The sequence below is a fragment of the Sporomusaceae bacterium genome, assembly GCA_031460455.1.
GTDB lineage: Bacteria > Bacillota > Negativicutes > Sporomusales > UBA7701 > Anaeroselena.
This window is the reverse complement of record JAVKTQ010000004.1, coordinates 67,196-80,896: the sequence shown is the minus strand read 5'-3', so window position 1 is coordinate 80,896 and position 13,701 is coordinate 67,196. Positions and strand designations below refer to the sequence as shown.

The 13,701-nt window shown below is 62.1% G+C and carries 14 protein-coding genes; 7 read left to right on the top strand and 7 right to left on the bottom strand.

Annotated features, from left to right (window positions below; translation table 11 throughout):
• Window positions 1-18 precede the first annotated feature (18 nt).
• Window positions 19-183, top strand: a complete 165-nt coding sequence (locus tag RIN56_08400; GenBank protein ID MDR7866828.1) for a hypothetical protein — start codon at window positions 19-21, stop codon at window positions 181-183.
• 216 nt (window positions 184-399) lie between these two features.
• On the opposite strand, the gene RIN56_08395 is transcribed toward RIN56_08400, so the two are convergent.
• The 4 genes from RIN56_08395 to RIN56_08380 are packed head-to-tail and all read right to left on the bottom strand — an operon-like array spanning window position 400 to window position 3,569.
• On the bottom strand, window positions 400-954 hold the full coding sequence (locus RIN56_08395; protein MDR7866827.1) for a hypothetical protein: 555 nt from the start codon (window positions 952-954) through the stop codon (window positions 400-402).
• A 25-nt stretch (window positions 955-979) separates the two neighbouring features.
• Window positions 980-1,414 carry a PaaI family thioesterase gene (locus RIN56_08390; protein MDR7866826.1) on the bottom strand — a complete coding sequence of 145 codons (435 nt, stop codon included), beginning with the start codon at window positions 1,412-1,414 and terminating at the stop codon, window positions 980-982.
• A gap of 12 nt (window positions 1,415-1,426) precedes the next feature.
• On the bottom strand, window positions 1,427-3,328 hold the full coding sequence (gene feoB, locus RIN56_08385; GenBank protein MDR7866825.1) for a ferrous iron transport protein B: 1,902 nt from the start codon (window positions 3,326-3,328) through the stop codon (window positions 1,427-1,429).
• Window position 3,329: 1 nt separating this feature from the next.
• The gene (locus tag RIN56_08380; protein ID MDR7866824.1) at window positions 3,330-3,569 is read right to left on the bottom strand and encodes a FeoA family protein; all 240 of its coding nucleotides are present in this window, start codon (window positions 3,567-3,569) and stop codon (window positions 3,330-3,332) included.
• A gap of 417 nt (window positions 3,570-3,986) precedes the next feature.
• Between RIN56_08380 and RIN56_08375 the strand changes: the two genes are divergently transcribed.
• Together RIN56_08375 and RIN56_08370 are read left to right on the top strand one after the other, a co-directional pair.
• The gene (locus RIN56_08375; protein ID MDR7866823.1) at window positions 3,987-4,889 is read left to right on the top strand and encodes a DMT family transporter; all 903 of its coding nucleotides are present in this window, start codon (window positions 3,987-3,989) and stop codon (window positions 4,887-4,889) included.
• 15 nt (window positions 4,890-4,904) lie between these two features.
• Entirely contained in the window at window positions 4,905-5,678 is a 774-nt protein-coding gene (locus tag RIN56_08370) for a histidinol phosphate phosphatase (protein ID MDR7866822.1), read from the top strand.
• A gap of 179 nt (window positions 5,679-5,857) precedes the next feature.
• On the opposite strand, the gene RIN56_08365 is transcribed toward RIN56_08370, so the two are convergent.
• Entirely contained in the window at window positions 5,858-6,211 is a 354-nt protein-coding gene (locus tag RIN56_08365; protein MDR7866821.1) for a DUF4870 domain-containing protein, read from the bottom strand.
• Between the two features lie 444 nt (window positions 6,212-6,655).
• Here RIN56_08365 and RIN56_08360 point away from each other — a divergent pair, with 444 nt between their 5' ends.
• Window positions 6,656-7,228: a nitroreductase family protein gene (locus tag RIN56_08360; GenBank protein MDR7866820.1), complete on the top strand. Its 573-nt coding sequence runs from the start codon at window positions 6,656-6,658 to the stop codon at window positions 7,226-7,228.
• A gap of 48 nt (window positions 7,229-7,276) precedes the next feature.
• Here RIN56_08360 and RIN56_08355 read toward each other — a convergent pair whose 3' ends face one another.
• Window positions 7,277-8,452 (bottom strand): cyclic nucleotide-binding domain-containing protein, encoded by a 1,176-nt coding sequence (locus RIN56_08355; protein MDR7866819.1) that lies wholly within the window; start codon window positions 8,450-8,452, stop codon window positions 7,277-7,279.
• A 257-nt stretch (window positions 8,453-8,709) separates the two neighbouring features.
• Window positions 8,710-10,362: a PAS domain S-box protein gene (locus RIN56_08350; GenBank protein ID MDR7866818.1), complete on the bottom strand. Its 1,653-nt coding sequence runs from the start codon at window positions 10,360-10,362 to the stop codon at window positions 8,710-8,712.
• 184 nt (window positions 10,363-10,546) lie between these two features.
• Between RIN56_08350 and RIN56_08345 the strand changes: the two genes are divergently transcribed.
• The 3 genes from RIN56_08345 (at window position 10,547) to RIN56_08335 (ending at window position 13,632) form a co-directional block, all read left to right on the top strand.
• The gene (locus tag RIN56_08345; protein MDR7866817.1) at window positions 10,547-11,350 is read left to right on the top strand and encodes a ThiF family adenylyltransferase; all 804 of its coding nucleotides are present in this window, start codon (window positions 10,547-10,549) and stop codon (window positions 11,348-11,350) included.
• A 122-nt stretch (window positions 11,351-11,472) separates the two neighbouring features.
• Window positions 11,473-12,888, top strand: a complete 1,416-nt coding sequence (locus tag RIN56_08340; GenBank protein ID MDR7866816.1) for an FAD-binding oxidoreductase — start codon at window positions 11,473-11,475, stop codon at window positions 12,886-12,888.
• A 114-nt stretch (window positions 12,889-13,002) separates the two neighbouring features.
• Complete coding sequence (locus RIN56_08335; GenBank protein ID MDR7866815.1) at window positions 13,003-13,632, top strand: hypothetical protein; 630 nt, start codon at window positions 13,003-13,005, stop codon at window positions 13,630-13,632.
• The last annotated feature ends 69 nt before the right edge of the window (window positions 13,633-13,701 follow it).

Here is a 13,701-nt window from a genome sequence, read left to right as displayed (position 1 = left end):
ACAGGGGAGGGTAAGAAGGTGGAAACGACGACGATGATTCAGATTGCTCTTCTGGCGGTCGCGGTTGTGGCCGGTATCTTTTCGGTGGTGTGCGTGAAGAAGTACCACAGCCAGTATGTGGAGGGCTGTATCTTCGCCGGGATAGTGGCAATCGGGCTGGCGATCATGATCGGCATCGGGTAGAACCTCAGGCGACAAACAAAGCCCCGTCAGGCGCTACGGACGCCGGACGGGGCTTTTTGGCAGGCGATTTATGCGTTGGGGGGATCGATGCGCAGGCCCATGAGGCATAGGGCGAAAAAGACGCCGTTACAGCAGAAGTCTCCGGTGATCAGCCCCTCGTGCATGCTATGCGGATACCGAAGCCCCGGCGGGTTATTCGCCGGGGCTTTTATCGTGTCAGCATTTGTTTTTGTCTTCGAGGAAGCAGGCGACGACGGCTTCGCCGGCGTGGGCGACGATGTCGGCGCCGAGGGCGGCGAGGAGTTTTTCGTCGTTTTTGAGGGCGCGGATTTTTTCGGCGGCGGCGCTGTCGCCGGCTTTGCGGGCGGTCTGTTCGAGGAGCCAGGCGGCAACGATGGCTTCGGCGCTGGCGGCGGTGATGTTGAGTTTGCTGAGGAGGTGGTGGGCGTCATTGCCGTAGGATTCGCGCCGCCAGCTCTCTAACTCGCTTTTGATGGCTTCGGTGGTGGGGCGGCGTTTGTGCTCGGGGAAGTACATGTTGGCGCCGAGGAGGCCGATGACGGCGAAGGCGACGGTGTAGTGGTAGTCGCAGGCTTCTTTGAGATGGCGGGGGCCGTCGGCGAGGAGCCGCAGGGCAGGGTGGCGGGCGCAGAGGGGGCTCAGGCCGGATATAGCCTGGCGGCGGCCGGCGGCGAGGAAGCTGCGGGCGGCGTCGCGGTCTTTTTGGGTGCAGGGGAGGAAGCGGTAGGTGAGCCAGTCGCGGATGTTCATAGGTACCTCCAGGCGTGTGCCGGGTTTATTGCGCCTCGGGCTGGGGCGGTTTGATCGGCCCGCGGATGAAGTAGCTGCCTTGGGCTTTGACGAGCAGCCGCTGCCGTTTGTCGCGGATTTCCGCCTCGGTGATGATGGTGTCTTTGCCTTTGTGGATGATCCGCCCCGACGCGGTGAGGATGTTGCCTTTTTTGGCGTTGGTGATGAACCTGATGCTGATGTCGCTGGTGACGACGAGGTTGCCGGTGGTCAGGCCCGCGATGCCCATGACCGAATCGACGAGGGTGAAGAGCGAGCCGCCGTGGACGAAGCCGTAGACGTTGGTGTGTATGTCGCCGCCGACCGGCATGGTGAGCGTGACTTCGCCTACGTCGAGGGCGGATATGCGGATATCCATCAGCGACGAGAGCGGGTTGTCGCGGAAGATTTCGCCGATACGCTCGGTTAACCAGTTTTCCATTGGTACCTCCGGTTATATGAAAAGCTTGCCGATGTTATATGACAGCAGTCCCAATAGCACCGACAGGAGGATGCTGCCGTAGACGCTGGCGATGGCGACCGACCAGTTGCGCATTTCCTGGTAGATGGTGATGACGGTGGCGAGGCAGGGGATGTAGGTCATGTAGACGACGAGGAAGGTGAAGGCGGCTAAGGGGGAGATGTGGCTGGTGAGGACGGTGGCGAGGCCGCCGTCGCCGGTGGTCTGGTAGATGACGCCGAGGGTGGTGAGGGCTGATTCCTTGGCGGGGATGCCGGCGATGAGGGCGACGATGAGCTGCCAGTTGAGCCCGAAGAGGGCGCCGACCGGCTCGAGGGCGAGGCCGATGCGGGCGAGGTAGGTGCCTTCGAAGGGGCCGGCGGGGAAGGAGGAGAGGTACCAGACGAGGACGGAGGAGAGGATTATGACGTTGCGGATGCGCTTTAGGAAGTGGAGGGTGCGGACGCCGGTGTCGAGGAGGAGGTGCTTCCAGTCGGGGAGGTGGTAGACGGGGACTTCGGAGAGGAAGGGGGAGGCTTCGTCGTCGGCGGTGACGAAGAAGCGGGCGACGAAGCCGACGGTGGCCATCATGGCGACGCTGATGGCGAGCAGGCCGAGCATGACGAGGGTGGCGTGGCCGGAGGGGAAGAAGGCGGAGACCATGAAGACCATGACGCCGAGACGGGCGGAGCAGGGGGCGTAGGAGCTGGCGAGGACGGCGACGAGGCGGTCGTAGCGGCTGGTGAGGATGCGCGAGGCGAGGATGCCGCTGACGTTGCAGCTGTAGCCGGCGACGAGGGGGATGAAGATTTTGCCGTTGAGGCCGATGGCGCTCATGACGCGGTCCATGAGGAAGGCGACGCGGACGATGTAGCCGGTGTCCTGGATGATGTGGTAGACGAGGAAGAACATGGCGATCTGGGGGAGGAAGCCGAGGGTGGCGCCGAGGCCGCTTAATAGGCCGTCGCTGACGAGACTGACGGCGAGCTCGGGGACGCCCCAGGCGGGCAGGTAGGTGCGGGCGGCTTCGGTGAGCCAGTCGAAGGCGGCGCCGATGAGGTCGGACAGCGGCCGGCTGACGGAGAAGGTGAGGTAAAAGAGGGCGGCGAAGACGACGAGCATGATGGGGACGCCCCAGATGCGGTGGAGCGCCCAGTGGTCGAGCTTGTCGGTGACGGATTCGGTGGGGTGGTGGACGAGGCACTGGTCGGCGAGGGCGGCGGCGGCGGCGTAGCGGGCGTTGATTATTTCGACCTGGAGTTCTTCGTCGGCTTCTTCGACGGCTTCGACGGCGCGCCAACGGGCGAGGCCGGTGCGGTCGCTTTCGGCAGCGACGGCGGCGATGGCGGCTTCGACGACGGGAGGATAGGGGACGGCGTAGGCGGGGGCGGCTGCGCGGTCGGCGACGGCGAAGAGGGCTTGATATAAAGCGGCGGCGTCCAGTTGTCCTGTCGCCACCGCGGGGATTACCGGTATGCCTAGCAGCGCGGCTAGCCTAGCGTGGTCGATGACCATGCCGTGTTCGTCGGCGGCGTCGATTTTGTTGAGGACGACGACGACCCGGCCGTAGCGCTCGAGGGCTTCGAGGGCCAGGTAGAGGTTGCGCTGGAGGTTGAGGGCGTCGATGATGACGAGGACGACGTCGGGCGGGTCGGCGCGGAGGTGCTTGTCCACGAGCGTTTCGGCCCGCGAGGCGTGGCCGAAACCGTAGACGCCGGGCAGGTCGGTGAAGCTGACCTCGCGGCCGCCGTAGGCGACTTTGGTGGTGCAGGCTTCGGTGGTTTTGCCGCACCAGTTGCCGATGAGCTGGGCCGCGCCGGTGAGGGCGTTGAAGAGGGAGCTTTTGCCGACGTTGGGGTTGCCGACGAGGTCGACGGACAGGGATTTTTTGGTCATATCAGCCTTCCTTGACGACGGCGATGTTTTTGGCTTCTTCCTGGCGGAGGGCAAGTTTGGCGCCGCGGACGGCGATCTCGACCGGGTCGGCCAGGGGGGCGCGGCGGAGCACTTCGATGGGGGTGCCGGGGGTGATGCCCATTTGCAGCAGGCGCAGGCGCGCTTTGCCTTTGCCGATTATGCGGGTGACTTTGAGGGCGTCTTTTTCTGCTGCCATGTCGAGGGTTATTTCGACGCTCATCGGTTGCCTCCCCAAATGAAAAACATTATCAATATCTTACATTAATATTATACCGCAAATGCGGGTTAGGATAAATGGGGGACGGAAAAATTTTTCACGGGCGGGATATCAGGCGGAGCGTGGACTGGTGGTGATGGGAGGCGCGGGGGCGCGGGGGGATGGCGGGGGGGATTTGCCCGGCCGGGGGAATGATAGGCGCCGGTAGGCCGGGGGTGAGCGGCGCTGGGGGCGCGGGGGGCGAGGTGGGGGGAAGCGCCGGTAGGCCGGGGGGGAGCGGCGCGGGCATAAGGGAGGCCAGGGGAGCCGCGGGGAGGCGGCCCAGGGAGGAATCGGCGGGGCGGACCAGGAATAATATAGGGCATACCGGCGGCTATTGTCGCCCGGTGTGAATATTGTCGGCCTACAGGCGGGGGAAAAATGCAGGGTAAAAATGTTGTTTTCGTCGAGCTGGTGCTGTTTTCCGTCGCCTTCATCTGGGGGATTCATGCTGCGATTATGAAGCTCGGGCTGGTGGCTTTGCCGCCGGTGCCGTATAACGCCCTGCGCCTGCTGCTGGCGACGGCGGTGGCCTGGGCGGTGGTGTTCGCGACCGGGACTTACCGCCCGCTGGCCGGGGAGGACGTGAAGCCGATGGTGCTGGTCAGCCTGGCGGGGTTTTTCGTGTTCCAGCTGGGGTTCGCCGCCGGGGTGGAAAAGACGACCGCCGGCAACGCTTCGCTGATGACGTGCCTGCTGCCGGTGAGTGTGGCGATTATCAACCGCCTGTGGCGGATCGAGCCGCTGACCGGCCGGATGGCGCTGGGGATCGCGGCGTCGCTGGCGGGGGTGGTGCTGATCGTGCTGGGTTCGGGCAAGGAGGTGAGCCTGGAGAGCCGGCACTGGCAGGGAGCGCTGCTGCTGTTGGGCGCCCAGATGGGCTACGGGTATTATACCGTTTTTTCGCGGCGGCTGCTGACGAGGTATTCGGCTTATCAGGTGACGGCGGTGGTTGTGTCGATTTCGGCGCTGCTGTTCGCGCTGATCGCCCTGCCCGAGCTGGCGGCCATCCGCTGGGGCGACGTGCCGCGGGTGGCGTGGCTGAGTCTGGCCTATTCGGGCGTGTTCGCGATATGCGTGGGCAATTTCCTGTGGGTGTGGGGCGTGGGCAGGATCGGCAGCGCGCGGACTTCGCTTTTTAACAATATTTCGCCGGTTTTCGCGGTGGCGGCTGGATATTATCTCCTCGGCGAGGAGTTCGGGCTGATGCAGCTGGCGGGCGCGGCGGTGATTTTCTGGGGCCTGTATTTCGCCCGCACCAAGCCGGTGGCGCGGGAAGACTGATTACGGAGGCTGGGAATGCTGTACGATACTCATATGCACACTACTTTTTCGACCGATTCGCGGATGACGATCGAGGCGGCGGCGGCCAGGGGCCGCGAGCTGGGGATGGGCATCATCGTGACCGAGCACCTCGACCTGGATTATCCCAAGCCGAAGGCGTTTATTTTCGATACGGACGAGTATTTCCGCGCGTACGGCGACTGGCGCAGCGATACGCTGCTGCTGGGGATCGAGATCGGGATGCGCGCCGACCTTGTGCGGGAGAACGCCGCGGCGGTCGCCGGGCACCCGTTCGATTTCGTGATCGGTTCGATCCATGTTATCGACCATATCGATATTTACCAGGAGGATTTTTATCTCAACCGCACCAAGGCGGAGGTGTATGGCCAGTATTTCGGGCAGATGGCCGATTGCCTGGGATGCTACGATTTTATCGACAGCCTGGGGCATATCGATTATATCGCCCGCTACGCGCGGTTCGACGACCCTGAGCTGCATTACGGGGAGTTCGCGGCCGCCCTGGACGCGGTGCTGGGCCGGGTGGCGGAGCGGGAGAAGGCTTTGGAGATCAACACGCGTCGCATGGGCGACGCCGATGTTGTGGCGGCGCTGCTGCCTATTTACCACCGTTTCCGCCAGTTGGGCGGGAAGCTGGTGACGATCGGTTCGGATGCGCACCGGCCGGAGGAGATCGGCAAGCATTTTGCGGTGGCGACCGATATGGCGGCGGCGTGCGGGCTGAGGCCGGTGTATTATGTAAATCGTAAACCTGAATATGTGAAGCTTTAACAAACGAGGCTGCCTAGAAAGACTAGGCAGCCTCGAGTTTTTCTTACAATGGATTGTGCAGGCCGTTCAGAAGCCTCCAGATGCTAGGCGGCCCGAGGACGCGCAGCGACGCGTACTCGGGCGTACGCTAGCAAGCGCCCGCAGGGCCAACAACGCAGATGGGGGCTTATCAACGGCCGCTACTGAAGTTTGGCGACCAGGCCTTGGATGAAGGGGTATTGGTAGTGTTCCCCGTTCAGGGCCTTGAAGGCGGCGATGAGCGAGGTGACGACGAGGACGAGGCCGAGGACGGCGAGGACGGGGATGAGCAGGAAGCCGATGAGGACGGTGCACAGTAGGCCGACGACCAGCCCGGCGACGAGGAGGGCGAGGTGGGCGACGAGCGCCTGGCGGGCGTGTTCGTAGACGAAGGGGTCGTCTTTTTTGAGCAGGAAGATGAGAAGCGGCGCGATGATGAATCCCAGGCCGCCGAAGAAGTAGGCGAGGTGGGCGATGATGGCCAGCAGTTTCTGCTCGCCGGTGACGGTGTCCATGGGCATCCCTCCTGTTGTTATTGTAGCCGATAAGGGCGTTTGCTACAATATATGCTTTTGGCGGCCCGGCGACGCCTGGCGCGGAGGAAACGCCGCCGGGGACGGAGAATTTGATGAGGAAGGATTAGGCCGTTCAGAAAGCCCCAGATGCACGTCCTGTTTACCCAAACATTGTCAGCGCATCTTGTTCGTAGGCGATAACAGCTACGAACGATGTGCGGGGCGCACCGGAGGTTGCCACCACCGTTTCCTCCGCGACAACGGCTATATGCATTGTTTGCACAGGATCTGTTTAACAGCATCGCGCGTACACGGGCGTACGCCGAGGATGGCAACCGAGGAGCAAGTGCGCCACTCTTAGCGCTTCAGCGGTTAGAGTGGCGGCCTGCCCCTTGCGGGTGCGCCGCAGATGGGGCTTTATCAACGGCCGAAGTGGAGGTGGATATGATGGAGTTGCTTGAGGCGATTAAAGGAAGGCGGAGCATTCGCAGGTTCAAGCCGGAGCCGGTGCCGCGCGCGCTGCTGGAACGGCTGATCGGCGAGGCGCTGTGGGCGCCGTCGGCGATGAATACGCAGCCGTGGCGTTTTTTCGTGCTGACGGGAGCGAAGAAGGACGAGCTGGTGGCGATCGCCGGCAAGAGCATCGCCCAGCTGGATACGCGGCTGAAGGCGTTGTTCAAGGAGAATATGCGCACCCTCGTGCACGGTTATTTCAAGGATTTCGGCGGTGCGCCGGCGGTGGTGGTGGCGCTGGCCAAAGTGCCGGAAACGGAAGGGTATATGGACGGCAGTTTCCAGTCGGCGGCGGCGGCGTTTTATAATTTTCAACTGCTCGCCCACGAGGCGGGACTGGGAACGTGTTGGATGACGGGGCCGTTGTGGGTGGAGGGCGAGCTGCTCGAGTTCCTCGGCCACCGGGAAGGCTGGCGGCTGCTGGCCTTGACGCCGGTGGGCTGGCCCGACCAGACGCCGCCGGTGCCGCCCAGGAAGCATACGGATATTTTCTGGCTGGAATAGGAAAAAAGAAGGGCTTGCAGATTGCGCTGCAAGCCTTTGCTTTTTGTATCAGGCGTATTTTCTCGCTGTCCGGGCGCCAATGTTGTTAAGCAGTTTGGCGGCGACGACCGGGTGCCGGAGTTTGAGGCGCTCCAGCGCGTTGCGCGGCAGGATGAGGAGGTCGGTGTCGGTCTGGGCGACGACGGTGGCGTTATGCCGCGCGTGGGCGACGAAGGTTTTTTCGCCGTAAGCTTGGCCGGGGCGGAGAATCGTCTGGCGGCGGCCGGCGAACTGGCTGCGTACGACCAGTGCGCCGGCTACGACGACGAAGATTTCGTCGCTTATGTCGTCGGGGTAGACGGCCGTATCGCCCTGATCGAAGGAGACGATGTGGCCGGCATGGGCGCAGATGCTGGCCTCCGCTTCGGACAGGCCGCGGAAGATCCCGACCGTGGTTTCCGGGGGCTGGCCGAGTTTTTCGCCGATGATCCGCCACAACGCTGCTTCGTCGGTAAGTTGTTTGTTGATGAAGCGGGCGGAGGCGCGGGGGAATTGGCGCGCGAACCAGGCGGCCGATTCAGCGGAAGCGGGCCATTGGCCGGCGACTTCGCCGAACGGCGAGCGAACGCGGCGGAGATGACCGATGTCGTCGAGCAGGGTAACGAACGGAACCATGCAGCCGTAGTCGGGTACGAAGAAGTTGCTTTTGTAGCGCCGGGCGCCGAGGTGTTCGTGCATGGCTACCAGCGACGGAGCGCCGCCGCTGAAATGGAAGAGTACGCCTTGGCTGCGGCAGGCCTGATAATAATGGGTGCAGAGCAAGTGGTGGGCCCGCGATTTACGGTAGTGAGAGGCGATCATTCCTTTGGAGGCGAAGGAGAGGGGATGCGAGGCCCCGTCACCGGACCGGAATTCATGGAACATGTCCATCGCCATGGGCGCGACCAGTTCCGGCGGGAAATCGCCGCTAAGGCCGATGTGAAGGCGGACGGTGCCTACAAATTCTCCTCCGGACCGGGCGTAGAAGAGGAGACCCCAGTCGTCCATGTCGTCGTACAGCAGCCTGCGCCGGTGGTTGACGCGGGATATCCGCCGCCCCATCTCCTCAACATATATTTGGTAGCGGAGACGGTATACTTTTTCTTTTTCTTTGGCGGTTGTGGCCAGGCCGATATGTATTTGGTCCGTTATGCGATGTTCGCACAGAGAGCGCTGGGGTTCCGGCCGCGGCAGAAGCTGTTTCATGCGACGGGTCACGCCCTTTCACCTATTGTTGACGGTATGCTCTCCCCATAATATGACAAAAATTTCAATTATATGCCAATATTTTACTCTATATTGCATTAAATGTCAAAATAGTGGATTATTGGATAAAAATCGACAAATTGACAAAAAAGGAAAAGAGCCGCCGTAGGCTCTTGTTTTCGGAATAGTTCATAATATTTTGCGAATTGGACAATTGTAGTTCGTTGGGGTGGCCGGAGAAGGATAAAGAGGTGGCTTTAGGTGCGCCGGAAGACGACGGAGAAGGTCGTCCCGCAAGGGCCGGTGTCGATATGGATCTTGGCCCGGTGGCGGTTGGCGATGCTGTAGCAGATGGCGAGGCCGAGGCCGGTGCCGTTATCTTTGGTGGTGAAGAAGGGAATGCCCAGTTTTTCCATGATTTCGGGGGGGATTTCCGGTCCCTCGTTCTGGACGGCGAGGATGACGGCGGCGTCGTCCGCCGAGGTCCTTATTGTCAGCGTTTTGCCGGGCTGCATGGCTTCGAGCCCGTTGCGGGCGAAGTTGAGGAGCAGCTGGCGGATTTCCTTTTCGTCCACCGGCAGCTCCGGCAGGTCGCCGAGCTCCAGGCGGACGACGTGGTTGGTGATGGCGGCGTCGGCGAGGATGAGGGGGAAGAGGGATTCGACGATGGTGTTGAGGTTGCGGGGCTGCTGGTCGGTGAGGCGGTTTTTGCTGAGGGAGAGGTATTCGGTGATGAGGGCGTTGGCCCGGTCGAGTTCGTCGAGGAGGAGGCGGAAGTTGTCGCCGTACTGCTCCAGGTCCTGTTTGCGGGACATCACTTGCAGGTAGCCGCGCACGGTGGTGAGCGGGTTGCGGATTTCGTGGCCGATGTTGGCGGCCATCTGGCCGACGATGTTGAGGCGGTCGAGGCGGAAAAGCTCCTGCTCCAGCTCCTTGCGGGCGGTGGCGTCGCGGATGATGCCCTCGACGGCTGTGAGGCCGCCATTTTCGTCGCGGATGGGGACGAGGTGCTGTTCGACCCATATCTGGCTCTGGTCTTTGCGGATAAGGCGGAAGGCGACAGGGGTTTCCGTGGGCGTGAGCGATTGGTCGAACTTCGGGATGGAGGATCTGTCCTCGGGATGGATGGTCTCCGTGATGAGGCGGGGGTTCGCGTAGTATTCTTCCGGCCTGTAGCCGGTGATGTCTTCGGCGGCCGGGCTGATGTACTCGCACGCGAGCGAGGGCTTAAGCCGGAAGCGGTAGATTATGTCCCTGGCGTTTTCGGCGAGCAGGCGGAAGCGCGCTTCCTGCCTTTCGAGGTCGCCGCGGGTTTTTTCGAAATAGGCGAGCAGGAAGCCGACGCCGATGATCAGCCGCAGGAAGGCGTCGAGCAGGTAGCCCCAGGGCGCCATGTCGGTAGGCCGGAAAATCGGGAAGTCCAGTTGGTGGAACCCGTTGAGGATGAAGGCGTAGGCGGTTATGATTTTTCCTATGCCCTGTGTGTCAAGGTGGCGTAGGACCACGATGCCGGTATGGATATAGATGGAGCCGAACAGGAGCGAGGTGGGGATTATGAACCAAAGCGGCGGTAAGTTGGCGATGACGCAGACGAAGGAGAAGATCGCCAGGGTAAAGACGGAGTAGAGCCATACTTTCGGCAGTTTCTGACCGACGAACTGGCAGGTGCCCCAGGCGATGAACAGGAGACTGCCGATTGCCGTCGCCTGAAGGAAGATAAAAGTGGGGATGAAGCTGGCGGAGTCGAATATGAACGGGTCCATGGCGGATTTAAGGGCAATGAGTCCCCACGCCAGCGTCCAGTAGCCGAGGAACCGCTCCCGGTAGCGCCAGTAAAGAAAAAGATAAATTAAGAAGACGACGGTTTTGATTCCGGCCGCTACGACGATGGCAAACGTCAAATTACTCATAGTTGTCTCCTAAACCAGGACATGTCCCCGCATAAAGGAATTAAACATAATACGGCAAAATCCTCCCATATTTCGCCTTACCTTACAATATCTACAATTAAAGCTTGGCTTTGCAGGGTTTAGGGGGTATTATGCTAAATATTGTAACAACAATGTTGCCGGAAGGGAAAGGGAGGGGCGAAAGATGGATTATTGGCAGGTGTACCAGCGGAATATCGGGCTGTTTAGCCGCGAGCAGCAGCAGAAGCTGAAGGAGGCCAAGGTGTTCGTGGCCGGCGCGGGCGGCGTGGGCGGCATCGAGGCGGCAACGCTGGCCCGTTTCGGGGTGGGCGAGCTGGTGGTGATGGACCCCGGCGTTTTTGACGAACCGGATATGAACCGCCAGTTCGCGGCGATGGCGAGCACGATCGGCGAGAACAAGGCCGGGGCCACCGCCCGGCTGCTGCGGGATATCAATCCTTTTATGAAGGTGACGGCGCTGGAGTACGCGCCCCAGGACGACGCGGAGCTGGCCGAGCATATGGCCGGGAGCGCGCTGGTGATCGACGCCATCGATGCCGGCGGGTTCGATTATAAGGCGAGGTTCGCCCGCATAGCCCGTTCACTGGGCGTGCTCAACGTTACGGCGCCCATTCCGGGGTTCGGCACGCTGATGGCCATTTTCGACCCCGAGGGCATGACGCTGGAGGAATTTTACCGGGCGCCGGCCGACCCGGCCTTATGGCCGATTTTTCGCATCCCCATGGACCGCATCCTGGGCGAGAAGCGTTACGCCCACATCGTGCGGAGGTTGTACAGCGGCGAATGCACTTATCTCACGACCTGCGCCGGGGCGGGGGCGTTGAACGGCGGCCTGGTGGCCACCGAGATCGCGCTCATCATCACCGGCCTGCGGGCCAGGGACGAGATTGTCGTGGCGCCGCGGGTGACATATATAGATATGCTCAGCCGGGTTTTCGAGGTGTACACTGCCGACGGCGGCGACTGAAGGGGCTGACGGAGCCGGTGAACCGATTGCGGCGGTAAACTGTATAGCGCGATTCGATTTGCAGATGATAACACCAGGATGCTCAGCCGTTTGGCACTATGACTTGCAGGAGGGATCGCGCCATGCCGCAATATAATCCCGTGACCCCGGCTACCATTGAGGAACTGAAGAATATCGTCGGCGACAAGGGTGTCATAGTCGACCCCGACAAGCTCCACCCCTACAGCCACGACGAGGTGACTGAAGCGCGCTACCATCGCATGCCCGAGGTAGTGGTGTATCCGGAGACGGCCGAGCAGGTAGCGGCGGTGGTCAGGCTGGCCAACCGGGAGCTTGTCCCGGTGGTGCCGCGAGGAGCGGGCACTGGCCTGGCCTGCGGCGCGGTCCCGGTGCATGGCGGCATCGTGGTGGCGGTGGAGAGGATGAACAGGATTCTGACGATCGACGCGGCTGCGATGTATATGGAGGTGGAGGCCGGTGTCCGCACCGAGGATGTGCAGCGGGCGGCTGGCGAGGCGGGGCTTTTCTACGCCGGCGACCCATGCAGCGGCGACAGCTGCTTCATCGGCGGCAACGTGGCCACGAACGCGGGCGGCAATAAGGCGGTCAAGTACGGGACGACCCGCGACCAGGTGTACGCGATTGAGGTGGTGACGCCCACCGGGGAGATCACGACCCTCGGCGGGCGGCTGAAGAAGAGTAGCACCGGCTACCCCCTGGAGCAGCTTGTGATGGGGGCGGAGGGGACGCTGGGCATTATCACCAGGGTGACGCTCAAGCTGCTGCCGCTGCCCCAGCATGTGATGGATTTTCTGCTGGTCTTCCCCGATATCGAGCTGGCGATCGGCGTTATTCCCAAGCTGGTCAAGGCTGGGGTTACGCCGACGTGCGTGGAGTTTATGGATAACGACGCGATCAGGAGTGTCGAGGCGTTCACCCAGGAAAAACTGCCCCACGACGAGAACGGCAATTACCTTATCCTCCAGGTGGAGGCCAGCAGCGAGGAGGAGCTGGAGGACAAGGCGGTGGCTATCGACGAGGTGGGAAGGGAGAACGGGGCGTTCGCCGTGCTGGTGCCGGATTCGCAGAAGATCTGGAGGGCGCGCAAGTCGTTCGCCGAGGCGGTGCGGCACGAGACACTGACTCACAGCAACGAGGATATCGTGGTGCCGGTCGACCTGATGCCCCAGGCCATCCGCGAGCTCGACGCCATCTGCAAGCGGCATAGCGCGGTGGCCCGCACGGTCAGCCATGCCGGCGACGGCAACATCCATCTGTCGATTCTCCAGGGCAGCATCCCCGACGAGTTCTGGTGCGAGAAGTTGAACGAAATCCATCGTGACATCTACGAGTATGTGTATTCTGTCGGCGGCAAGCTTTCGGGCGAGCACGGCATCGGTTACAAGCGCCGCCACCTGATGGAGGAGTACGCCGACCCGGTGGAGCTGGGGCTGATGAAGGCGGTGAAAAAAGCCTGGGACCCCAACCTGATCCTGAATCCCGGCAAGATTTTCGATATGGACCAGCCGCAGCAGTAGCGGCGGCAGTGGTCAAGTTGGCCCCCCGGGCGTGCGGGCGTCCGGGGGTCTTTTAGTGTGTAAGGAGGATTTTGGCGGCCGCGGGGCAAAACCAGACAGGGGAGGAATACAACGATGTTTATCGATTTTCACACTCATCCCCTCAATCACCGCTACTATTACGACGGCCTGCGGCCGGAGACGCTGACGGCGCGGGACAGGGAGGACATCCGCGGGCTTTTGGCCCAGGGGGTGGAGCGGGGCCTGGACGCGATTGCGGTGACCGACCACGATCTGGCGCTGTCCGGCCTGTGGGCGGCGGCCGAGGCGCGACGCCTGGAGCTGCCGATAATCGTCGTCGCCGGCTGCGAGTGCGAGCTGTATCACAACGGGGAATGGGTCCATATTCTGGCGCTGGGACTGAAGGCGCCGCTGGCGTATACGCCTTATACGCCGGCCGCCGAGCTTGCCGCCCGCATCCGCGGGCAGGGGGCGGTGGCGGTGCTGGCCCATCCGATGGCGTATAATCTGGCGGCTTACCATAGCCTGAAGGCGGTGGTGGACGGGGTGGAGTACCGCAACGGCGCCCAGGCGCGCCGGGGGGCGGACGATTTCACCGCCGTGTTGGATGTCGACGGCTACAGCGGCCTGCGCCTGTGCGGCAGCGACTGCCACTGGCCGGATAAGCCGGCGGCGGAGCAGTGGGCAGCGCGGACGGATATGGACGAGGCCGAGTTTTTTCGCCTGTTCGGGGGCGGTCGGTGATAGGTCGGGTTTTGACCCTGGCGTCGTTATTTGGTACAATATAATAATTAACTTGTAATATATGTGACG